The 22,199-nt window shown below is 73.7% G+C and carries 16 protein-coding genes and 1 pseudogene; 11 read left to right on the top strand and 6 right to left on the bottom strand.

Annotation, left to right across the window (positions count from 1 at the left end):
* Window positions 1-39: 39 nt before the first annotated feature.
* Both polA and IE237_RS40715 read left to right on the top strand, forming a co-directional pair.
* On the top strand, window positions 40-2,751 hold the full coding sequence (polA, locus tag IE237_RS14690) for a DNA polymerase I (RefSeq protein ID WP_189802349.1): 2,712 nt from the start codon (window positions 40-42) through the stop codon (window positions 2,749-2,751).
* Between the two features lie 500 nt (window positions 2,752-3,251).
* Window positions 3,252-3,584, top strand: a pseudogene (locus IE237_RS40715) (serine hydrolase); the annotation flags it as partial.
* A gap of 466 nt (window positions 3,585-4,050) precedes the next feature.
* Here the strand turns inward: IE237_RS40715 and IE237_RS14695 are convergent.
* Entirely contained in the window at window positions 4,051-4,989 is a 939-nt protein-coding gene (locus IE237_RS14695; protein ID WP_189802350.1) for a DUF4184 family protein, read from the bottom strand.
* Between the two features lie 242 nt (window positions 4,990-5,231).
* Here IE237_RS14695 and IE237_RS14700 point away from each other — a divergent pair, with 242 nt between their 5' ends.
* The 3 genes from IE237_RS14700 (at window position 5,232) to pgfA (ending at window position 8,353) form a co-directional block, all read left to right on the top strand.
* Window positions 5,232-7,040: a lytic transglycosylase domain-containing protein gene (locus IE237_RS14700; RefSeq protein WP_189802351.1), complete on the top strand. Its 1,809-nt coding sequence runs from the start codon at window positions 5,232-5,234 to the stop codon at window positions 7,038-7,040.
* 166 nt (window positions 7,041-7,206) lie between these two features.
* Window positions 7,207-7,347 carry an SPW_0924 family protein gene (locus IE237_RS14705; protein WP_189802352.1) on the top strand — a complete coding sequence of 47 codons (141 nt, stop codon included), beginning with the start codon at window positions 7,207-7,209 and terminating at the stop codon, window positions 7,345-7,347.
* Between the two features lie 10 nt (window positions 7,348-7,357).
* A complete protein-coding gene (gene pgfA / locus IE237_RS14710; RefSeq protein ID WP_189802353.1) occupies window positions 7,358-8,353 on the top strand; it encodes a cell envelope lipid trafficking protein PgfA in 996 nt (331 codons plus the stop codon).
* Here pgfA and hrpB read toward each other — a convergent pair.
* A complete protein-coding gene (gene hrpB / locus IE237_RS14715) occupies window positions 8,337-10,883 on the bottom strand; it encodes an ATP-dependent helicase HrpB (RefSeq protein ID WP_189802354.1) in 2,547 nt (848 codons plus the stop codon). The two genes, pgfA and hrpB, sit on opposite strands and share 17 nt — an antisense overlap.
* A gap of 124 nt (window positions 10,884-11,007) precedes the next feature.
* On the bottom strand, window positions 11,008-11,847 hold the full coding sequence (locus tag IE237_RS14720; RefSeq protein ID WP_189802355.1) for a class I SAM-dependent methyltransferase: 840 nt from the start codon (window positions 11,845-11,847) through the stop codon (window positions 11,008-11,010).
* A gap of 345 nt (window positions 11,848-12,192) precedes the next feature.
* Between IE237_RS14720 and rpsA the strand changes: the two genes are divergently transcribed.
* Window positions 12,193-13,704 (top strand): 30S ribosomal protein S1, encoded by a 1,512-nt coding sequence (gene rpsA, locus IE237_RS14725; RefSeq protein ID WP_015032828.1) that lies wholly within the window; start codon window positions 12,193-12,195, stop codon window positions 13,702-13,704.
* A gap of 100 nt (window positions 13,705-13,804) precedes the next feature.
* Here the strand turns inward: rpsA and IE237_RS14730 are convergent, their stop codons facing one another.
* Window positions 13,805-14,752 (bottom strand): right-handed parallel beta-helix repeat-containing protein, encoded by a 948-nt coding sequence (locus tag IE237_RS14730; RefSeq protein WP_189802356.1) that lies wholly within the window; start codon window positions 14,750-14,752, stop codon window positions 13,805-13,807.
* Between the two features lie 232 nt (window positions 14,753-14,984).
* Here IE237_RS14730 and IE237_RS14735 point away from each other — a divergent pair, with 232 nt between their 5' ends.
* From IE237_RS14735 to IE237_RS14745, 3 genes are all read left to right on the top strand, one after another.
* The gene (locus IE237_RS14735) at window positions 14,985-15,923 is read left to right on the top strand and encodes a PAC2 family protein (RefSeq protein ID WP_189802357.1); all 939 of its coding nucleotides are present in this window, start codon (window positions 14,985-14,987) and stop codon (window positions 15,921-15,923) included.
* 31 nt (window positions 15,924-15,954) lie between these two features.
* The gene (gene coaE / locus IE237_RS14740; RefSeq protein ID WP_189802358.1) at window positions 15,955-16,575 is read left to right on the top strand and encodes a dephospho-CoA kinase; all 621 of its coding nucleotides are present in this window, start codon (window positions 15,955-15,957) and stop codon (window positions 16,573-16,575) included.
* 103 nt (window positions 16,576-16,678) lie between these two features.
* Window positions 16,679-17,047, top strand: coding sequence for a tetratricopeptide repeat protein (locus IE237_RS14745; RefSeq protein WP_189802359.1), 369 nt, complete (start codon window positions 16,679-16,681; stop codon window positions 17,045-17,047).
* Window positions 17,048-17,068: 21 nt separating this feature from the next.
* Here the strand turns inward: IE237_RS14745 and IE237_RS14750 are convergent, their stop codons facing one another.
* Both IE237_RS14750 and IE237_RS14755 read right to left on the bottom strand, forming a co-directional pair.
* A complete protein-coding gene (locus IE237_RS14750) occupies window positions 17,069-17,338 on the bottom strand; it encodes a DUF6343 family protein (RefSeq protein ID WP_189802360.1) in 270 nt (89 codons plus the stop codon).
* A 96-nt stretch (window positions 17,339-17,434) separates the two neighbouring features.
* A complete protein-coding gene (locus tag IE237_RS14755; RefSeq protein WP_189802361.1) occupies window positions 17,435-17,770 on the bottom strand; it encodes a hypothetical protein in 336 nt (111 codons plus the stop codon).
* 184 nt (window positions 17,771-17,954) lie between these two features.
* Here IE237_RS14755 and IE237_RS14760 point away from each other — a divergent pair, with 184 nt between their 5' ends.
* Window positions 17,955-20,825, top strand: coding sequence for an SCO1167/SCO6262 family helicase (locus tag IE237_RS14760; protein WP_189802586.1), 2,871 nt, complete (start codon window positions 17,955-17,957; stop codon window positions 20,823-20,825).
* On the top strand, window positions 20,822-22,102 hold the full coding sequence (locus IE237_RS14765; RefSeq protein WP_189802362.1) for an SWIM zinc finger family protein: 1,281 nt from the start codon (window positions 20,822-20,824) through the stop codon (window positions 22,100-22,102). Before IE237_RS14760 ends, IE237_RS14765 begins: the two co-directional genes overlap by 4 nt.
* The last annotated feature ends 97 nt before the right edge of the window (window positions 22,103-22,199 follow it).

The following is a 22,199-nucleotide window of genomic DNA, read 5'->3' on the forward strand; positions in this document are numbered from 1 at the left end:
GTGGACGGGATTGTCAGTGGGCCGTGGCAGGATCGTCCCGTGGCCGAGACAGCATCGAAGAACCCCGCAGACACCCGCCCCCGCCTGCTCCTCATGGACGGGCACTCGCTCGCGTACCGGGCGTTCTTCGCGCTGCCCGCGGAGAACTTCACCACCGCGACCGGGCAGCCGACGAACGCGATCTACGGGTTCGCCTCGATGCTGGCGAACACGCTCCGCGACGAGGCCCCCACCCACTTCGCGGTCGCGTTCGACGTGTCCCGCAAGACCTGGCGGTCCGAGGAGTTCCCGGAGTACAAGGCGAACCGCTCGAAGACCCCCGACGAGTTCAAGGGGCAGGTCGAGCTGATCGGCGAGGTCCTCGACGCGATGCGCGTGCCGCGCTTCGCCGTCGACGGCTTCGAGGCCGACGACATCATCGCCACCCTCACCACCCAGGCCGAGGCCGAGGGCTTCGACGTCCTGATCTTCACCGGCGACCGGGACTCCTTCCAGCTGGTCTCCGACCGGACCACCGTGATCTACCCGATCAAGGGCGTCTCCGAGGTGACCCACTACACCCCGGAGAAGGTCCAGGAGAAGTACGGCCTGAGCCCCTCGCAGTACCCCGACTTCGCCGCCCTGCGCGGCGACCCGTCCGACAACCTGCCGAGCATCCCCGGCGTCGGCGAGAAGACCGCCGCCAAGTGGATCAACCAGTTCGGCTCCTTCGCCGAGCTCGTCGAGCGCGCGGACGAGGTCAAGGGCAAGGCCGGCCAGAACCTCCGCGACCACCTGGAGTCGGTGAAGCTCAACCGCCGCCTGACCGAGATGGTCCGGGACGTCGAGCTGCCGAAGACCGTCGCCGACCTCGCCCGCGAGCCGTACGACCGCACGGCCCTGGCCCTCGTCCTCGACACCCTGGAGATCCGCAACCCCTCGCTGCGCGAGCGGCTCCTCGCCGTCGACCCGGGCGCCGCCGAGGAGGCCGCGCCCGCCCCCGCCGCGGGCGTCGAGCTCGACTTCACCGTCCTCGGCGCCGGTGAGCTCGCCCCCTGGCTCGCCGAGCACGGCACCGAGCCCCTCGGCATCGCCACCGTCGACAGCTGGGCCCTCGGCACCGGGAACGTCGCCGAGGTCGCCCTCGCCGCCGCCGGAGGAGCCGCCGCCTGGTTCGACCCCAGCACCCTCGACGAGGCCGACGAGCGGGCCTGGGCCGAGTGGATCTCCGATCCCGCGCGGCCGAAGGTCATGCACAACGCCAAGGGCGCCATGCGGGTCTTCCCCGAGCACGGCTGGACCATCTCGGGCGTCACCATGGACACCGCCCTCGCCGCCTACCTGGTCAAGCCCGGCCGGCGCTCCTTCGCCCTCGACGCCCTCACCGTCGAGTACCTCCACCGCGAGCTCGCCCCGGCGGCCGCCGCCGACGGACAGCTCGCCTTCGGCGCCGACGACACGGCGGAGGCCGAGGCCCTCATGAGCCAGGCGCGGGCCGTCCTCGACCTCGGCGGGGCCTTCGAGGAGCGGCTCGGCGAGGTCGGCGCCCGCGCGCTCCTCCACGAGGTCGAGCTCCCCACCTCCGCCCTCCTCGCCCGCCTGGAGCGGCACGGCATCGCCGCCGACCGCGACCACCTGGAGGCCATGGAGCAGCAGTTCGCCGGCGCCGTGCAGCAGGCCGTGAAGGAGGCCCACGCCTCCGTCGGCCACGAGTTCAACCTCGGCTCGCCCAAGCAGCTCCAGGAGGTCTTCTTCGGCGAGCTCAACCTGCCGAAGACCAAGAAGACCAAGACCGGGTACACGACGGACGCCGACGCGCTCGCCTGGCTGGCCGGCCAGACCGAGCACGAACTGCCGGTGATCATGCTCCGCCACCGCGAGCAGGCCCGACTGCGCTCCACCGTCGAGGGCCTGATCAAGACCGTCGCCGCCGACGGCCGCATCCACACCACCTTCAGCCAGACGGTGGCCGCGACCGGCCGCCTCTCCTCGACCGACCCCAACCTGCAGAACGTGCCGGTGCGGACGGACGAGGGCCGGGCCATCCGGCACGGCTTCGTCGTCGGCGAGGGCTTCGAGGCCCTGATGACCGCCGACTACAGCCAGATCGAGCTGCGCGTCATGGCCCACCTCTCCGAGGACGAGGGCCTGATCGAGGCCTTCACCTCCGGCGAGGACCTGCACACCACCGTCGCCTCCCAGGTCTTCGGCGTCGAGCGGTCCGCCGTCGACGCGGAGATGCGCCGCAAGATCAAGGCCATGTCGTACGGCCTGGCCTACGGCCTGTCGGCGTTCGGCCTCTCGCAGCAGCTGAACATCGACCCGGGCGAGGCGCGCGGTCTGATGGACACCTACTTCGAGCGCTTCGGCGGGGTGCGGGACTACCTGCGCCGCGTCGTCGACGAGGCCCGCGCCACCGGATACACCGAGACGATGCTGGGCCGCCGTCGCTACCTCCCCGACCTCAACAGCGACAACCGGCAGCGCCGCGAGGCCGCCGAGCGCATGGCACTCAACGCCCCCATCCAGGGGACGGCCGCCGACATCGTCAAGGTCGCCATGCTGAACGTCGACCGGGCGCTCACCGAGGCGGGTCTCGCCTCCCGGATGCTCCTCCAGGTCCACGACGAAATCGTGCTCGAACTCGCCCCCGGCGAGCGCGAGCGGGTCGAGGCCCTGGTCCGTGAGCAGATGTCGGCCGCCGCCGACCTCCGCGCCCCCCTGGACGTCTCGGTGGGCGTCGGACCGAACTGGGACTCGGCGGCCCACTGACCCGGGCCCATGCGGCCGGACCCGCACCCGGAGCAGCGCTCCGCGGTGCGGGTCCCGCACGGGCCCCGGCGGTTGTGCGCCAGGTGGACCAGTCGAGGGGCGCCCCCGCGGCCACGCTCCCGAAACTGGGGGACATGGTCACGCGTCGCCGCTCCCACCTCCCCACCTGCGCCCTCCTCGGCGCCCTGCTCGGCGCGTCGGTCACCGCCTGGCCCTGGCCCGCAGAGGCGCACCGGGCGCCCGCACTCTGCACCTCGTCACGCGAGCCGACGCTCGCCGCCCGGCTGTCCCGGGACATCACGAAGGCGCTCAAGGGACGTGAGAGCACGGTCTCCCTCGCGGTCCACGACCCCGGGCGCGGACTGCGCTGCCGACTGGCCGACACCGACGCGTACGACTCCGCCAGCATCGCCAAGGTCCTGATCATGCAGGCCGTCCTCGGGCGCGCGGAGGAGCTCGGCCGTGCGCCGACCCGGCTGGAGGCGCGACGCCTCAAGGCGATGATCACCCGCTCCGACAACACCGCCGCCAGCGAGCTGTGGAAGGGGCTGTCCCGCGCCCGCCTGAAGAGGGTGCTGCGGGAGGCCGGGGCACGGGACACCGTCCTCGGCCACGACAGCTACTGGGGCCTCACCCGCACCACCGCACGCGACCAACTCGCCCTCCTCGCCGCGATCTCCCGCCGCACGGAGGCCCTGTCCCTGATGGGACAGGTCGTCCGCCAACAGGCCTGGGGCGTCTCCGCGGGCGCACCCCGCACGGTCAAGGTCCACCTCAAGAACGGCTGGCTGCCCCGCAAGACCCACGCCTGGCGCGTCCACAGCGTCGGCATCGTCCGCCCGGCGGCGACCACGACGGGCGCGGGGGCGAGCGCGAGCATGGGCGCGGGCGCGGGTCCGGGGGCGAGCACGGGGCCGGGCGTGAGCACCGGCACCGGCCCGGGTCCGAGTGCCGGCACAAGTTCGGGTGCGAGTAGCGGCCCCGGCCCTGGCACCGGAACCGGCCTTGGCCCCGGCACCGGCTCTGGCCCCGGCCCGAGCGCCGGTACAAGCACGGGTGCGAGTAGCGGCCCCGGCCCTGGCGCCGGCACTGGCCCCGGCGCCGGCATCCGCACCGACACCGGCGCGGACACCGGTACCGACACCGGCGCGGACACCGGTACGGGCGGTCCCTCCGTCGACTACCGGATCGTCCTCCTGAGCCACGACAACCCCACCCTGAGGTACGGCGTCCGCACCCTGGAGAGCATCTCCCTCGTCGTGCACCGCGGACTCTCCGGAGGCGCCGCGGCCCGCGAGTTCACCCCGCCGGAGAAGATCGGCGAGACTCCTGACGGGAGTGCTCCGGCCGAGGCGCCGGGTCGGATTCCGAGAGGCCCCGATGATCCGGGAGCCCCTGGTGGAGACCCGGGGCCGGGGTCGTCCGGGCCCGCGGTGATCCGAGGAGCCGCGCCCCCGTCCCGTACAGCACGAGCCCGACGGCGAGCCCCGCGCCGGCGCCGAAGCAGGCCGTCGGAATGACGTCGAGGGGCGTCTCGATCCGGTCCCAGCCCCAGTACGCGGCCCAGCGCAGCACCCGGTGCGCGATCCCCGCGAGGACGCAGCCGCCGAGCAGCCCGGCGGCGAGGAGCCGTCCGCGCCGGCCCGGGACCGGAACCCGGGACGGCAGCTCCACCCCCGGCGCGGAGGAACGCAGCGCCCGCGCCGTGCACCAGCCGAGCAGCCCGAGGGCCAGCGCCGAACCCCCGTACTGCGCGTAGAGATAGACCGGGAACCCGGCCACGATCTCGCCGAGGAAGGGGATCGCGCGGGTGCCCCAGCGGTCGAGGTGGGTGAACGAGTCCCACACCACGTGGGTCGTGGCGCCGAGGATCGCCGACAGGCAGAACCATCCGGCGAGCACGGCCGGGTGCCTCTCCCGCCAGGGCCGCCCCCGGACGAGTCCGTACACCCGGCCGCGCCACCGGGCGGGCAGCAGCGCGACGAGCGGCTCGCGCACGGTCAGCCACAGGACCACGAGCGCGGCGGTGACGAGGACGTCGGCCGTGACGATCCCGACGGGGGAGTGGGTGACGTCCCCGAGGACCATCGCCCCGGGGAACGCGGTCGCGGCGAAGTAGGTCATGTCGGGCGAGAAGGACCCGGCGACGAGCGCGGACGCGACGAGCGGTCCGCGCGCGGTCCCGTCCCGGCGCAGCACGGGCAGCACGGCGGCGGCATGGCTCAGCGTGAACGGCAACGGGAGTTCCCCCAGGGTTCCGGAGTGCGTGGTCGGCAGGAGTGCGTGGGCGGCCGGAGTGCAAGAGGGCCGGGACGCTCCGGTCGGTTCCCGGACCTACCTGGTCGGCAGGCGGCCAAGAGGTGACGAAACCGTGAAACACGGTCAGGGGCCGCTACTCGCCGGTCCGGAGTTGGCATAGGGTCGCCAGAGGTTTCACGCGGGGAGCGTGGGGCCGCGTCGATCGGGAGGGGACGACGGACATGGCAGCGCACATCGGCCACCGGCTGCGCAAGGGGGCCACCAGCGGTGTGGTGATGGCCGCGGCGGTCGCCGCGCTCGCCGCCTCGCAGGCGCCCGAGATGATCCCGCCGGCCGCGGACAACACCGGCGGGGACCACGCCATCGGCGCCGGTGACACGACGCCGCCGTCCGGGGACGGCTCCGCGACCGGCGACGACCCGTACTACACGGACCTGCCGCCGCTGATCTCGCCGAACAAGCCCGGGGCGAGCACCGAACTGCCGATCATCACCGGCCCGGCCGAGGCCGGTATACCCGCGTCCGTCTACTCCGCCTACAAGCGGGCCGAGCTGTCGATACGTTCGACCGACCCCGGCTGCAACCTGCCGTGGCAGCTGCTCGCCGGCATCGGCAAGGTCGAGTCCGGCCAGGCACGCGGCGGAAGGGTCGACGCCAACGGCACGGCATCGCCGCCGATCCTCGGCCCCGCCCTCAACGGCAACGGCTTCGCCAACATCACCGACACCGACGACGGCGCCTTCGACGGCGACAAGATCCACGACCGGGCCGTCGGCCCGATGCAGTTCATCCCGTCCACCTGGGCGACCTGGGGTCAGGACGCCAACAGTGACGGCAAGAAGGACCCGAACAACATCTACGACGCGGCGCAGGCCGCCGGTCTCTACCTCTGCGCCAACGACCGCAACCTCGCCCTCAAGGCAGACCTCGACCAGGCGATCCTCAGCTACAACCGCTCCAGGGAGTACCTGAACACGGTCCTGTCCTGGGTCGCCTACTACGAGCGCGGCACGCACCAGATCCCGGACGGCACGGGCGTGCTGCCGGTCGACCGGAGCGACAACGGCGACCGGGGCAACCGGCCCCGCCCCGGCACGCAGCCCCCGACCGTCCCCACGACGCCGACTCCGACGCCGGGCACGCAGAAGCCGAAGCCCTCGGAGACCCGCCCCGGACCGGTCAAGCCGCCCACGGTTCCCACCAAGCCCCCGGTCACCCCGCCGGTGACGCCGCCCACCGCACCGCCGGCCGTCAGGGTCGCCCGGCTCGCGATCGTGGCCAACGAGAAGCTGACCGCGACCACCGGCAGCGCCTTCACGGGAGCCCCCCGGGTCGCGGCGCTCGACGCCTCGGGCAAGCCCGTCGCCGGTGTGAGCATCCGCTTCGAGATCACCGGGACCACCGACACCCGCTTCGCCGGCGGCGGCACCACCGCCACCGTCACCACGAGTTCGACCGGCCTCGCCGCCTCGCCCGCCCTCCGGGCCGGTGAGAAGACGGGATCCTTCACCGTGCGGGCCACCGTCGTGGGCCGGACCCTGGGCGCGGCCGACTTCTCGGCGACCGTCACCGAGCGCCGGGCGGACACCCTCACCCGGGTCGCCGGCGACCCCCTGTCGGCCACGACCGGCACCTCCTTCGCCCAGCAGCTGCAGGTGAAGGCCACCGAGAAGGGCGCCCTCGCCCCCGGCGTGCTCGTCACCGCGGTGATCGTCACCTCGAAGACGGACCCCAAGGAGGCCACCGAGGGCCCGTCCTTCAAGGGCGCCGACGGGAAGTCGGTCCGTACCGTCACCCTCAGGACCGGTACGAACGGACTGCTCACCTTCGAGCCGGGCGACCTCCTCGCGGGCGACACGGCGGGCACCTTCTTCATCCAGCTCACCGCACCGGGCGGCGGCACCACCTTCGTCGACCTCACGGTCACCGCGCCCGCGACGCCGGATCCGGAGCCGACCCCCGAGCCGACGCCCTCCGGCAGCGGCTCGCCCGAGGCCACCCCCTCGCCCAGCTCCTCCCCCTCGGCCTGACGGCCCGCGCCTCCGCGCCGCGTTCCCCGCGCCGTCCCTCCGTCCGCACCGGACGGGGGGACGGCGTTTCGCGTCTCCCGGGTGCAACGTGTTCTCATCTCGCGGCCACATTGCTACGGTGCCCCCGCCCTGACGACCTATCAGATCGCACCCCGGGAGGCCGACCATGCGCGCCCTCGTCGCCGCCGCCATCGGACTCGCCCCAGTCCTCCTCTTCGTCCTGCTCCTCACCGTGGTCGATCTGCCGCCCGACGGGCCCACCTCGCCCAAGCCCCTGCTGACCGCCGATCCCGCCGCCCGGAAGTAAGGGGACGACCGTGCGCCGCCGAGCCAGCCTCGTCCTCCTCGCCCTCGCCGTCTTCTGCGCCGCGATGGCCCCGACCCTGCGCTGGTACGCCTTCCCCCGCCTGGCGAAGATCCCGGCGAACCAGTACCAGGACACCGTCCTGGAGGCGCGGCCCGCGACCCTCCTCAACTACTCCACGCTCCGGGCCGAGAAGGTCGACAAGATCACGATCATCCAGACCCTCAAGGGCAACGTGGAGGAGTCGCGGCGCATCGAACGCGACGCCGGGCGCGACGTCGTCGTCTGGGACGCCCTCGCCTATGTCACCGGACCCGACGGCAAGATGGTCTCCAAGGTCCCGGAGCGCTACATCTTCGACGCCCACACCCAGGACCCCGTCCACGCCACCGGCGAATCGGTCGACGGCGACCCGGTCCGGCGCGAGGGCATCGAGTTCAAGTTCCCCTTCCTCACCGAGAAGCGCGACTACCAGTACTTCGACGCCCAGACCCGCACCTCCGCCCCCATCCACTACAAGGGCACCCGCACCTTCCGCGGCATGGAGGTCTACTACTTCGAGCAGACCATCCCCTGGACCAAGGTCCCCATGCCCAAGGCCATGCCGGTCAAGGGCATCACTCCCAAGATCCTCGCCGACTCGGGCCTCACCCGCTGGTACACGACCAAGCGCATGTTCTGGGTGGAGCCGGTCACCGGAGCCCCCGTCAACGGCGAGGAGATCCACAAGGAGGAGCTCCGCAACGCCAAGGCGCTGATGGGGCAGGACACCCTCACCGTCTTCGCGGGCCACGTGAAGATGCGCGAGGACTACCTGCGGAGCGTCGGCGAGATGGTCTCCTCCAACCGCCTCATGGTCCTCATGCTCGTCTCCTACATCCCGTGGAGCCTCACCGTCCTGGCCCTGGCCCTCCTCGCCCTCGCCCTCTGGCTGGAGGCCCGCTCGCGCCGCCCCGAGCCGGAGCCGCCCGCCGCCCCCGCCCCGGCCCCGGTCAGCGCTCCCCTCTGAGCCGGGCGCTGGTGTGCCGGGTCGGCACCGCCGCCGACGGGTCCTCGGGCCACGGGTGCTTCGGATACCGCCCCCGCAGCTCCGCCCGCACCGCGCGGTAACCGTCCCGCCAGAACGACGCCAGGTCGGCCGTGACCGCCGCGGGCCGGCCGGCGGGGGAGAGGAGATGGACGAGCACCGGGACCCCCGCCACCCGGGGCGTCTCGGCCAGACCGAACATCTCCTGGAGCTTCACCGCGAGCACCGGCCGCTCACCCCCGTACTCGACCCGTATCCGCGAACCGCTCGGAACCTCGATCCGCTCCGGCGCCAGCTCGTCCAGCCGCACCGCCTCGCCCGAGGCCCACGGCAGCAGCCGCCGCAGCGCCTCCCCCGCGTCGATCCGCCCCAGGTCCGCCCGGCGCACGGCCCGGGACAGCTCCGGCTCCAGCCACTCCCCGGCCCGGTCGACCAGCGCCCCGTCCGACACGTCCGGCCAGGGCGCCCCCATCTCCCGGTGGAGGAAGGCGAGCCGCTCGCGCAGCTCCCCGGCCTCCCGGCGCCACCGCAGCAGCCCGAGCCCCTCGCGCCGCAGACCGTCGAGCAACGCCTCCCGCACGAGAGCGGGCTCGGCCCCGGCCCCCAGGGGGCGGACCGTGAGCTCCACCGCGCCCAGCCGGTCCACGGACCGCGCGACCACGTCGCCGTCCTCCCAGCGGACCTCCTCGCCGGTGCTCCGCAGATGCCCGGCCGCCCGGTACGCCGTGGCCTCGTCCACCACGGCGGCGAGCCGCACCCGTGCCGTGGCGTCCCGCGCGGTGCGGTCCGCCACCGCCACGGCGAGCCACGGGCTGGAACGCAGCCGGGAGCCCTGAGCGAGGCGCGCCCCGCTCCCCGACACCATCAGATAGCCGCCCTGCTCCCGGGCCCTGGCCACCCGCTCCGGGAACGCCAGCGCCGTCACCAGACCGGCCACGGCGTCGTCGCCCTCCTTCCCCGAGGCAGCGGTGCCCCCGCCCAGGGCCTCGCCCGCCGACCGCTCCAGGCGCCGCACCTCCGCCCGCCACCGCGCCCCGTACCCGTCGGAGCCCTGACGGGCCGACCGCCAGGCCGCCACCAGGTCGTCGCCGTACTCGCGCGGCGGCTCCTCGCCGATCAGCGCCACCACCTCCGCCGCCCGCCGGGCGCCGACCTCGGGCGCACCGTCCAGGAGCGCCCGCCCCAGCCGGGGGTGCAGCCCGAGCCGGGACATCCGCACCCCCCGGTCCGTGGCCCGGCCGTCCGCGTCGACGGCCCCGATCGACCCGAGCACCGCGCGGGCCGCCGCCATCGCCCCGGCCGGCGGCGCGTCCAGCAGCGCGAGCCCCTCCGCCGTCGGGTCGCCCCAGCAGGCGGCCCGCAGGGCGAAGTCCGCCAGATCGGCGATCCTGATCTCGGGCGAGGGGAACCGTGCCCGGGTGCCGTCCTCCGCCTCGGCCCAGCAGCGGTAGACCGTGCCGAACTCCTCACGCCCCGAGCGTCCCGCCCGCTGGGTCGCCGCCGCGGTCGACACCGGCACGGTCGCGAGGGACCCGAGTCCACGGGCGTGGTCCGTCCGGGGCTCCCGCGCCAGCCCCGAGTCCACGACGATCCGCACGCCCGGAACCGTCAGGCTCGACTCCGCCACCGACGTCGAGAGCACCACCCGCCGCCGCCCGTCCGGCCCGGCACCCCGCAGCACCGCGTCCTGCACGGCGGCGGGAGCCCGCCCGTGCAGCTGGAGCACCTCCGCGTCGACCCCGTCGAGCAGCCCCGCCGTCCGCGCGATCTCCCCCGTACCCGGCAGGAAGCACAGGACGTCGCCCTCGTGCCGCTCCAGCGCCAGCCGGACCGTCGACGCCACATGGCGCAGCAGCGCCGGATCCACCCAGGTGCCGTGCGCGGGCCTGATCCCGGCCGGCGGCGCGGCGAACCGCACCGCGTACCCGTGCCCCTCGCCCTCGCTCCACACGATCGGCGCGGGCCCCCCGCCGTCCAGGACCGTGAGCAGCCGCGCCCAGGCCTCGGCGTCGCTCGTCGCCGAGGCGGCGACCAGCCTCAGCTCGGGCCGGAGCGCCGCCCGGACGTCCACCAGGAAGGCCATGGCCGTGTCGGCGTCGAGATGCCGCTCGTGGCACTCGTCGAGCAGCACCACGTCCACACCCGCCAGCTCCGGATCGCGCTGGAGCCGCTGGAGCAGGATGCCCGTGGTCACCACCTCGACGCGGGTCGCCGGGCCGGTCCGCCGCTCGCCGCGCACCGAGAAGCCGACCACGCCGCCGACCTCCTCGCCGAGCAGCCAGGCCATCCGCCGGGCCGCCGCCCGCACCGCCATCCGCCGCGGCTCGGCCACGAGCACCCGGCGCGCCGGTCCGTCCCCTATGAGCCCCGCGAGCGCCAGCGGCACCAGCGTCGTCTTGCCGGTGCCGGGCGGGGCGGACAGCACCGCCGTGCCGCGCTCCGCGAGCGCGGCGAGCAGCTCGGGGACGGCATGGCGGACGGGGAGACGGTCGAGAGCGTCGTTTCGGATCACGCACTCAGTCTCGTACGTGCCACGAGAAGGGAGGGCCCCGTTGTCCACAGGGCCCTCCATTAGTAGGACGAATGAGTCGGACGAATGAGTCGGACGTGAGTAAGGAGAAGGACGGGCGAGGGGGCTATCCGTCCCGCTCGCAGACGAAGATCGCCGTGCCGGGGATCAGGTTCCCCCGCAGCGGGGACCAGCCACCCCACTCCTGGCTGTTCCAGGCCGGCCACTCCGGCTCGACCAGGTCCACCAGCCGGAAGCCGCCGGCCACCACGTCCCGCACCCGGTCGCCGAGGGTCCGGTGGTGCTCCACGTACACGGCCCGTCCCTGCTCGTCCTGCTCGACGTACGGCGTGCGGTCGAAGTACGAGGCGGCGACCGAGAGGCCCTCCGGCCCCGGCTCGTCGGGGAACGCCCAGCGGATCGGGTGCGTCACCGAGAACACCCAGCGCCCGCCCGGCCGCAGCACCCGGCGCACCTCGCGGAAGACCCGCACCGGGTCCGCGACGAAGGGCACCGCGCCGTAGGCCGAGCACGCCAGGTCGAAGGAGCCGTCCCGGAAGGGCAGCGCACCCGCGTCCGCCTCCACCAGCGGCACCTCCCCGCCGATCCGCAGCGCGTGCTGGAGCTGCCGGTGCGAGAGGTCGAGGGCCACCGGCCGCGCCCCCCGCGCCGCCAGCCACCGCGAGCACTGCGCCGCGCCCGCGCCGATCTCCAGGACGTCGAGGCCCTTCAGTGAGGCGGCCGGCCCGAGGAGCCCCGCCTCGGCCTCGTCGAGCCCCTCGGGGCCCCAGACGAAACGGTCGTCGCCCAGGAAGGAGCCGTGCTCGCTCTGGTACTCGTCGGCGTTCCGGTCCCACCAGCCGCGGCTCGCCCGGCTGCTCTCCGCGTCCCCGGCGTCACGCCGGGTCGCCTCGGCCTCTTCGGCCTCCCCGTCGACCGGGTCTTCGTGTCCGTACTCTTGGTTCATCTCGCCCGCCGATGTAGTTTGCGCTCAGTGCCGCCGTGCGGCGGCCCCCGCCGTGGTGGCGCAAGGGCCATGAGTCGCGCCGGAATTGAGCGGATCTGCCCCGGGTGCGCGCTTCGCGCATTGACCCTGTCCGGCCGCCCCCGTATGCTAAAGGTTGCGCTGCGGGCCTGCGCGCCTCAGACGGAGCAGGCCGCGCTCGTACCTGTTGTATGTCCCCTCGGTTTTCGGGGCTCCCTGCCGTTCGCGGAAGGGTGCTTCATTGGCTGTCCGGCTTCTTGGTGCGATACGGGCTCTCGGCGTAGCAGTACCTACGACTTTCTGTCCGTAACCGGAGCCCTTTCCCACATGACGAGCAGCACCGAGACCACCGCCACCAGCACCACCCCGCAGGTTGCGGTCAACGACATCGGTAACGAGGAAGCCTTCCTCGCCGCGATCGACGAGACGATCAAGTACTTCAACGACGGCGACATCGTCGACGGCGTCATCGTGAAGGTCGACCGGGACGAGGTCCTGCTCGACATCGGTTACAAGACCGAAGGTGTCATCCCGAGCCGCGAGCTCTCGATCAAGCACGACGTCGACCCGAACGAGGTCGTCAAGGTCGGCGACGAGATCGAGGCCCTGGTTCTCCAGAAGGAGGACAAGGAAGGCCGCCTGATCCTCTCGAAGAAGCGTGCCCAGTACGAGCGCGCCTGGGGCACCATCGAGAAGATCAAGGAAGAGGACGGCATCGTCACCGGTACCGTCATCGAGGTCGTCAAGGGTGGTCTCATCCTCGACATCGGCCTCCGTGGCTTCCTGCCGGCCTCCCTCGTCGAGATGCGTCGCGTCCGCGACCTCCAGCCCTACGTGGGCAAGGAGCTCGAGGCGAAGATCATCGAGCTGGACAAGAACCGCAACAACGTGGTCCTGTCCCGCCGCGCCTGGCTCGAGCAGACCCAGTCCGAGGTTCGCCAGACCTTCCTCACGACCCTGCAGAAGGGTCAGGTCCGCTCCGGCGTCGTCTCCTCGATCGTCAACTTCGGTGCCTTCGTGGACCTGGGTGGCGTCGACGGCCTCGTGCACGTCTCCGAGCTGTCCTGGAAGCACATCGACCACCCGTCCGAGGTTGTCGAGGTCGGCCAGGAGGTCACCGTCGAGGTTCTCGACGTCGACATGGACCGCGAGCGTGTCTCCCTGTCGCTGAAGGCGACGCAGGAGGACCCGTGGCAGCAGTTCGCCCGTACGCACCAGATCGGTCAGGTCGTCCCGGGTAAGGTCACCAAGCTGGTTCCGTTCGGTGCGTTCGTCCGCGTGGACGAGGGCATCGAGGGTCTGGTCCACATCTCCGAGCTGGCCGAGCGCCACGTGGAGATCCCGGAGCAGGTCGTCCAGGTCAACGACGAGATCTTCGTCAAGGTCATCGACATCGACCTCGAGCGTCGTCGCATCAGCCTCTCGCTGAAGCAGGCCAACGAGTCCTTCGGTGCCGACCCGGCCTCGGTCGAGTTCGACCCGACCCTGTACGGCATGGCCGCGTCCTACGACGACCAGGGCAACTACATCTACCCCGAGGGCTTCGACCCCGAGACCAACGACTGGCTCGAGGGCTTCGAGACCCAGCGCGAGGCCTGGGAGACCCAGTACGCCGAGGCGCAGGCTCGCTTCGAGCAGCACCAGGCTCAGGTCATCAAGTCCCGCGAGGCCGACGAGGCCGCCGCTGCCGAGGGCGCTGCCGCCCCGGCCGCCGGCAACGCCGGTGCGGGCATCTCGGGTGGTTCGTACTCCTCGGAGTCGGACGACAACTCCGGCGCCCTGGCGTCGGACGAGGCGCTCGCCGCCCTCCGCGAGAAGCTCGCCGGCGGCCAGAGCTGAACAGGCTCTCCGCTGAGCGCTAGCCGCTAGCGAATCGAGGCCCGTTCCCCTTCGGGGGAGCGGGCCTCGGTCATGTCCGGGACCGTCGCCCCGGCCGGGTTCAGGGCGTGACGGCGACGTTCGTCAGACCGTTCCCGCCGGTCACCGTGTTCGAGGCGTACACGGTGGTCGTGCAGCCGCCGCTCTGGTTGGTGACGTTGATCGCGAGCCGCTGAGCCCCGGTCGAGCCCCTCAGATCCGAGCGGTTGCCCCGGAAGACCGTCCCGCAGCCCCAGCCGCTCTGTTGGGTGTGGGTCTCGAAGCCGTTGTTCGTCGTGTTCACGCCGGTGTTGTCCGCCACGAGGACGCCGTTGCCCTTCACGTCGACCCAGGAGTCGTCGTAGTTGGCGCCGGTCAGCCCGCGCCCGTCGAAGGTGTTGCCGACGATCCTCGCCCCGGTCGTGCCCTCCTTGATGTCCACGCTCTCGCCGCCGACGTCCGGCCCGATGGCGTTGTTCAGGATCTGCGCGCCGTCGCTCCGGTCGGAGAGGTTGCCGGCGGTGCCGACGTACACCCCCTCGCCCATGCCCCGGCCGTCGTTCCCGGTGTCGTAGATCCGCGAGTTCCTGAGGACGCCGTTCCTGCTGGAGTTGCGGAAGTGCACGCCCTCCATGTCCAGGCCGTGCACGGTCACCCCGTCGATCACCACGCCGTTCGCGGTGTCCGCCATGATCCCCTTCTGGCCGCCGGTCACGGTGATCCCCTCGACCGTCCAGTACGAGGCGCCGTTGAGGTGCAGCCCGTAGCCGCCGCCAGCGGTGAGCACCGCGCGCGAGGAGCCGGTCAGGGTGATCCGGGCCGAGGCGGTGCCCGGGGTGGTGGCCTTGAAGTTGCCGGTGTACGTGCCGTCCGCGAGGTGGATCGTGTCGCCGGGTCTGGCGTTGGTGAGCGCCGTCTTGAGCTGGGCGGCGGTGGAGACCTCGACGGTGGCCGCGGAGGCCGGTGTGGTGACGAGGGGGACGGCGAGGAGCGCCGGGAGCAGGGGGAGGAGCAGCGTTCGGGTGCGCATGGGGATGCCTTCCGGACGGCGGACAGGGCGGGAGTGTTCCGGTATGTGCACAGTGGTCGAAATACTGAACGCGATGCCTGTCCCGAGACGGTAGGGAGGGCCTGTGGTCATGTCAAGGTCTGGACCAGTGGCCGCAGTTCACCCGCTGCTCCGCCCGAAGATCGCGCGACCCGCGGGAATGGTCGTGCCGCGCGAGGCGTTCCCAGAGAGAACACGAGGAGGAGCGGTAATCGTGCTTGATCCCCAGGATTTGTACGAATGGGACCCGAAGGGTGTGGCCGTCGTCGACCTGGCCCTGGCGCAGGAGTCGGCGGGGCTGGTCATGCTCTACCACTTCGACGGCTACATCGACGCGGGCGAGACCGGCGAGCAGATCGTCGACCGGCTGCTCGACACCCTCCCGCACCAGCTGGTGGCCCGCTTCGACCACGACCGGCTCGTGGACTACCGCGCCCGCCGCCCGCTGCTGACCTTCCGGCGCGACCGCTGGTCCGCGTACGAGACGCCGTCCATCGAGGTCCGCCTCGTGCAGGACGCCACCGGCGCGCCCTTCCTCGTCCTCTCCGGCCCCGAGCCGGACGTGGAGTGGGAGCGGTTCGCCGTCGCCGTCCGGCAGATCGTCGAGCGCCTCGGCGTGCGCCTCTCCGTCAACTTCCACGGCATCCCCATGGGCGTGCCGCACACCCGCCCGGTCGGCCTCACCCCGCACGGCAGCCGCACCGACCTCATGCCGGGCCACCGCAGCCCCTTCGACGAGGCCCAGGTGCCCGGCAGCGCCGAGTCCCTCATCGAGTACCGGCTCAGCGAAGCCGGCCACGACACCCTCGGCGTCGCCGCCCACGTCCCGCACTACGTGGCCCGGTCCCCGTACCCGGACGCGGCCCTGACCGCCCTGGAGGCCGTCACCGCCGCCACGGGCCTCGTCCTCCCGGGCGTCGCCCACTCCCTGCGGACCGAGGCCCGACGCACCCAGACCGAGATCGACCGCCAGATCGGCGAGGGCGACGAGGAGCTGGTGGCGCTGGTGCAGGGGCTTGAGCACCAGTACGACGCGGCGGCCGGCGCCGAGACGCGCGGCAGCCTGGTCGCCGAGCCGGTCGACCTGCCGTCGGCCGACGAGCTGGGCCGCGAGTTCGAGCGCTTCCTCGCGGAGCGGGAGGGCGACGCCTAGCCCCGCCGGGGCAGGCCCTAAGCTGCCGCTCATGCTGAAGGTGGGCCTGACCGGCGGGATCGGCGCCGGCAAGAGCGAAGTGTCACGGCTGCTCGTCTCGTACGGAGCCGTGCTGATCGACGCGGACCGGATCGCGCGCGAGGTCGTGGAGCCCGGGACCCCGGGGCTCGCCGCCGTCGTGGCGGCCTTCGGGGACGGCGTCCTCACCGCGGACGGGACGCTGGACCGGCCCAAGCTCGGCTCGATCGTGTTCGCCGACGCCGACCGGCTGGCCACCCTCAACGCCATCGTGCACCCGCTGGTCGGCGCCCGGTCGGCGGAGCTGGAGAGCCACGCGGGCGCCGGAGACGTCGTCGTCCACGACGTACCCCTGCTCGCCGAGAACGGGCTCGCGCCGCTGTACGACCTGGTCGTGGTCGTCGACGCGTCCCCGGAGACCCAGCTCGACCGGCTGGTACGGCTCCGGGGGATGGCCGCGTCCGAGGCCGAGGCCCGGATGGCGGCCCAGGCCACGCGCGCGAAGCGGCTGGCCGTCGCCGACCTGGTGATCGACAACGACGGACCGCTCGACGCGCTCGAGCCCCAGGTCCGCAAGGTCTGGGAGGAACTGGAGCGCCGCGCCCGGGCTGCCGGCGGGGACGCCCAGGCCTGACTTTCGGACCGTGCCGGGCTCGCGGGGCCTGGCGCCGCGCCGTGGCGGAATGCCGCCCGCAGGTCCGGTGTTCAACCACCGGATCGAGGGGAAGGATGCCATCGTGGCCGACAGCAACCCGGAAACGCACGTCATCGACTTCCGCGCCGCCGAGCATCTCCTGGCCGCGCGGGACCCTCGTGGGGCCGTGAAGCTGCTGGACTCGGTGATCGCCGCCCATCCCGAGAACACGGCCGCGCGCCTGCTGCGGGCCCGGGCCTTCTTCGCCGCCGCGCAGCTCCGTCCCGCGCAGCTGGAGTTCGAGCTGGTCCTGGAGCGCGAGCCGGACAACGCCTTCGCCCACTTCGCGCTGGGCCGCACCTTCGAGCGCTCCGGGCAGACCGCCCAGGCCATGCGGCACTTCCGGCTGGCCGCCGCCCTCGACCCGAAGCCGGAGTACCTCCGGGCGGCGGGGTTCGACACCCGGAACTGAGCGGGGCCGGCGCAGGGGCGTTCAGCGTCGCGTACCGCCGTGATCGGGTTCGTACGGCGGGATGCTCCGGCCCGGCTGCCAGTGCGGGCCCTGGTGGATGTGGTGGAGCACCACGGTCAGGTCGACGACGACCACCAGGAACAGCACGCCGCAGGCCGCCGCCCAGCCGGGGCGTCCCACCAGGGAGAACACGGTCGTGCCGAAGGCGGCCCAGAGCAGCCCCCACATGCTCAGCCAGAACCGCAGGCGCAGAGCACTGCGCGCGTTCGCCGGCTCGTTCCCGGTCCGCATGACGGTCGCATCTCCCCTCGGGGCCCCCGAGGTCACTTCCAGCATGGACCCCGGGCGGGGGAAACGGAACGGCTGCCGGGAGGCCCGGGCGGCCGCTCAGTGCACGACGCTGTAACTGCGCCAGGGCAGGGTGTCCGGGGCGATCCAGTTCGCGGAGTTGGTGGGAACGTAGATGGGGTTCGGACCGTCACAGTTGCGGGTCCGGTACATGATGATGTCGTCCAGGGAATTGTTCTGGACCTTGGTCACGCCCGAGGGGGCCAGGCGGTGGCAGCCGTTCACGGAGGGGCTGGTCACGCTCACCAGGAGCTCACGCTCCGTCTCGTACTTGATCGTGCCCACGCTGGTGCGGCCGAGGCCCGAGCAGCCGGCGACGGCGAGAGTGAGCAGCACGGCCCCGGTGGCGGTCGTGAGACGCCGGCGAACGGACATGGCGGATCCTCTTCTCTCGTGTCTCTTCAGGCCACCATCCCGCCCGCGGGGACCGCTGTCATCCGTTGTTGGGCCGCCCGGGGGAACCGCCCGGCGCCCGTTGTCAGACCCCACCCGTAAGGTCGGAGGTCCAGTCGGGAACGCCGGACAGCGGGAGGAGAGCGGAGCCGTGGCACACACCTGGATGACCAGCGCCGCCGTCTTCCTGCCGGCCGCCCTTCCTCGTGACGGCCGGGTCGCCTTCTGGGCCCCCGACGGCGGAGCGCTGCCGGAGCCCGTGGCGAGCGGGGCGGAGCGGGTCGAGCTGACCGTGGCCCGGCGCCACGGGAGCGGTGCCCGGGGCCGTGCCGTGCCCGCCGTGACCCTGCCCGTCGAGGCCGCCCTGCCGCATCTCGTCGCGGCCCGCCACCACCCGGCCGCCCACCCGGCCACCGCCTGCTGGGGCGCCGCCGCCCTGCACGCCCTGCACCTCGCGGCGCGCGGCCGGATGCTGCCGGGGCTGACCGCCGACGACCTGGACGCCTGGCGGGCCGGACCCCTGGACGCCGAGGACATCGCCCATCTGCGGGCCGTCGCCGCCGCCCTGCCGTACGAGGGGTTCGCGGTGCCCGTGCCGGGGCGCGGTCCGCTGCGGCTGCCCGAGCCCGAGGCACTGGTGCGTGCCTTCCTGGACGCGGTCGCCGACCTCCTGCCCCGCACGCCGGCCGCCGCCCACGCGGTCGGCGCCCCGTTCGCGGCGCGCGCCCCGCAGCACCTGCCCCGCGCGCGGGCCTGGGCCGCCGAGGCGGCGGCCGGGATGGACGCGGGGGTGCGGGTCTCGCTCCGCCTGGACCTGTCGCCGTACGAACTCTTCGACACCGCGGACTCCGCCGGCACCACGGGACACGCGGGCACGGGGTACGCGGGCGCGGGCGAAGGGGCCGGCGGGGAGCGGCACGCCGCCGCCGCGCTCCTCCAGATCCACAGCCTCGCCGACCCGACCCTGGTCATCGACGCCGCGGAGCTGTGGGCGGGGGACGGAGACCACTTCGGGCCCCGCGCCCGGATCGACGCCGTCCTCGCCCTGCGCCGGGCCGCCCGCGTCTGGCCCCCGCTCTCCCGGCTCCTCGAGCGGGACGTGCCCGACGTCCTCGCCGTCACCGAGGACGAGCTGTACGAACTGCTCGGCCCGGCCGCCGCCCGGCTCGCCGACGCCGGAGTCGCCCTCCACTGGCCCCGCGAGCTCGCCCGCTCGCTCAGCGCCTCGGCCGTCGTCCGCCCCGCCCACGCCGCGCCCGGCTCCGCCACCGACGGCACCTCCTTCTTCGACAGCGAGGAGCTCCTGCGGTTCAACTGGCAGCTGGCCCTCGACGGCGATCCGCTCACCGAGCGCGAGATGGACCTCCTGGCCGAGGCCCACCGGCCCATCGTGCGCCTCCGCGACCAGTGGGTGGTCGTCGACCCCGCCCTCGTCCGCAAGGCGCGCAAGCGCGAACTCGGTCTGCTCGAACCGGTCGACGCCCTCGCCGCCGCGCTCACCGGCACCGCCGAGGTGGACGGCGAGTCCGTCCCCGCCGTCCCCGTCGGGGCCCTCGCCGCGCTCCGCGACCGGCTCCTGGCCGGACCCGAGGACGTGCAGGCCCCGCCCGGCCTCACCGCCACCCTGCGCGACTACCAGCTCAGGGGCCTCGCCTGGCTGGACCTCATGACCTCGCTCGGCCTCGGCGGCTGTCTCGCCGACGACATGGGCCTCGGCAAGACCGTCACCCTCATCGCCCTCCACCTGCGCCGTGCCCGCCGCGCCCCCACCCTCGTCGTCTGCCCGGCCTCCCTCCTCGGCAACTGGCAGCGGGAGGTGCGCAGGTTCGCCCCGGACGTGCCCGTCCGCCGCTTCCACGGCACCGAGCGGGACCTCGACGGCACCGAGGGCGGCTTCGTCCTCACCACGTACGGCACCCTGCGCACCAGCGCCGCCCGACTGGCCGCGCGGGAGTGGGGGATGGTCGTCGCCGACGAGGCGCAGCACGTCAAGAACCCGTTCTCCGCGACCGCCAAGGCGCTGCGCGAGATCCCCGCACCCGCCAGGGTCGCCCTCACCGGCACTCCCGTGGAGAACAACCTCTCCGAGCTCTGGGCGCTCCTCGACTGGACCACCCCCGGCCTCCTCGGCCCGCTCAAGGCCTTCCGCTCCCGTCACGCCCGGGCCGTGGAGAACCACGAGGAGATCGAGCACGAGGAGGCCGTCGAGCGGCTCGCCCGGCTCGTGCGGCCCTTCCTGCTGCGCCGCCGCAAGTCCGACCCCGGCATCGTTCCCGAGCTGCCGCCGAAGACGGAGTCCGACCACCCCGTCGCCCTCACCCGGGAGCAGGCCTCGCTCTACGAGGCGGTCGTCCGCGAGACCATGACGCGGATCGAGGGCGCCGAGGGCATGGCCCGCCGGGGCCTCGTCATGAGCCTGCTGACCTCCCTCAAGCAGATCTGCAACCACCCCGCGCAGTACCTCAAGGAGCAGGCACCGCGCGGCAGTGGCACCGCGCGGCTCGCCGGCCGGTCCGGAAAGCTCGCCCTGCTCGACGAGCTCCTCGACACGATCCTCGCCGAGGACGGGGCCGTGCTCGTCTTCACCCAGTACGTGTCGATGGCGCGGCTCCTCGCCGACCACCTGGCCGCGCGGGGCATCCCGGCCCAACTCCTCCACGGCGGCACCCCGGTGGCCGAGCGGGAGCGGATGGTCGACCGCTTCCAGGCCGGCGAGGTCCCCGTCTTCCTGCTCTCCCTGAAGGCCGCGGGCACCGGACTCAACCTCACCCGGGCCGGCCACGTCGTCCACTACGACCGCTGGTGGAACCCGGCCGTCGAGGAGCAGGCCACCGACCGGGCCTACCGCATCGGGCAGACCCAGCCGGTGCAGGTCCACCGGCTCATGGCCGAGGGGACCGTGGAGGACCGCATCGCCGAGATGCTCCGTGCCAAGCGGGCCCTGGCCGACGCCGTCCTCGGCTCCGGCGAGGCCGCCCTCACCGAGCTCACCGACCGGGAGCTCGCCGATCTGGTGTCCCTGAGGAGGCCCTCGTGAACCACGCACGGGGCACACGGGGCGCTCGGGGTGCCGCCCCCCGCCACGACGACCGCCGCCGCAGCTTCCCGCAGGTCGCGCCGCGCTCGGCCCCCGACGGCCGGTTCGCCGCCACCTGGTGGGGGAACGCCTGGGTCGCGGCCCTGGAGGACACCGCCCTCGACCCGGCCCGTCTCGCGCGCGGCAAGGCGTACGCGGGGCGCGGTCACGTCGACGCGATCACGGTCACCCCCGGCCGGGTCGTCGCCTACGTCCACGGCAGCCGGCCCCGCCCGTACCGCACCGAGATCAGGATGCGGACCCTCGGCGACGACGGCTGGGAGCGGTTCCTCGACGAGGCCGCCGCCCGCCCCGACCACATCGCCGCCCTCCTCGACAAGGACGTGCCGCACGCCCTGGAGGCGGTCACCGGACTGCTGCCCGCGGCGGGCGACCTCGTCCCCGACTGCTCCTGCCCGGACGACGGCTACCCCTGCAAGCACGCCGCCGCCCTCTGCTACCAGGCCGCCCGCCTCCTCGACGAGGACCCGTTCGTCCTCTTCCTGATGCGCGGCCGCGGGGAGCAGGAGCTCCTGGCCGAACTCACCCGGCGCAACGCCGCCCAGGCCGCCGCCGAGACGGGCGCCGCCGCCCCGCCGATGCCCACGGTCCCCGCCCGCATCGCGCTCGGCGCGGCCACCGGCGCCGGGCTCCCGCCGCTGCCGCCCGAGCTGCCGGTGCCGGACCGGCCGGGCCGGCCGGCCGTCTTCCCGCCGGACCCGGACGCCCCCGACCCGCTCGCCCTCGACCTCCTCGCCACCGAGGCCGCCGCCCGCGCCCACGCGTTCCTCGCCACCGGCCACGACCCGGTCGCCGCGCTCACCCCCTGGCAGGACGCCGTCCGGCTGGCCGCCGCGCACCCCGGCTCCGGACTCACCGCCTCGTCGCGCGCGCTCTACCGCGACCTGGCGTACGCCCTCGACCGCACCCCCACGGACCTCGCCCGCGCCGTCGCCGCCTGGCGCCAGGGCGGGGCGGCGGGCCTCGCGGTCCTCGAAGAGCCCTGGGATCCGCCGGCCGGACCGTTCGACCGGGCGAGACCCGCGCTGCTCGCCGCCGACTTCCCGGCGCTCCGCCCCTGGCGCAACCGGCTCTCCGGGGAGTCCCTCCAGCTCCGGCTCGGCCGGGACGGCCTCTGGTACGGGTACGAGTCGGACGCCGGCCGCGAGGACTGGTGGCCGCGCGGGGCCCCCGACCCGGACCCGGTCGGCGCCCTCACCGATCTCCTGGGGCGTTGACGGGGGTTGACGGGCGGGACCGGCGACGGCGGGCCGACCTGGCGTCGGGGCGCCCTGCAGGGGGTTGCGCGGGTGGACGGGTGTTGACCCGGCACTC

Origin of the sequence: Streptomyces tanashiensis, assembly GCF_014648895.1 — a bacterium.
In the GTDB taxonomy this organism is placed as follows: Bacteria; Actinomycetota; Actinomycetes; order Streptomycetales; family Streptomycetaceae; genus Streptomyces; species Streptomyces tanashiensis.

Coding starts and splice junctions, on each gene's coding strand:
- IE237_RS14750 (WP_189802360.1), bottom strand. CDS start 17,338: ATGCGGACCGGGAACGAGCCGGCGAACGCGCGCAGTGCTCTGCGCCTG.
- IE237_RS14700 (WP_189802351.1), top strand. CDS start 5,232: ATGGCAGCGCACATCGGCCACCGGCTGCGCAAGGGGGCCACCAGCGGT.
- rpsA (WP_015032828.1), top strand. CDS start 12,193: ATGACGAGCAGCACCGAGACCACCGCCACCAGCACCACCCCGCAGGTT.
- IE237_RS14760 (WP_189802586.1), top strand. CDS start 17,955: ATGACCAGCGCCGCCGTCTTCCTGCCGGCCGCCCTTCCTCGTGACGGC.
- IE237_RS14720 (WP_189802355.1), bottom strand. CDS start 11,847: ATGAACCAAGAGTACGGACACGAAGACCCGGTCGACGGGGAGGCCGAA.
- IE237_RS14755 (WP_189802361.1), bottom strand. CDS start 17,770: ATGTCCGTTCGCCGGCGTCTCACGACCGCCACCGGGGCCGTGCTGCTC.
- coaE (WP_189802358.1), top strand. CDS start 15,955: ATGCTGAAGGTGGGCCTGACCGGCGGGATCGGCGCCGGCAAGAGCGAA.
- IE237_RS14730 (WP_189802356.1), bottom strand. CDS start 14,752: ATGCGCACCCGAACGCTGCTCCTCCCCCTGCTCCCGGCGCTCCTCGCC.
- IE237_RS14705 (WP_189802352.1), top strand. CDS start 7,207: ATGCGCGCCCTCGTCGCCGCCGCCATCGGACTCGCCCCAGTCCTCCTC.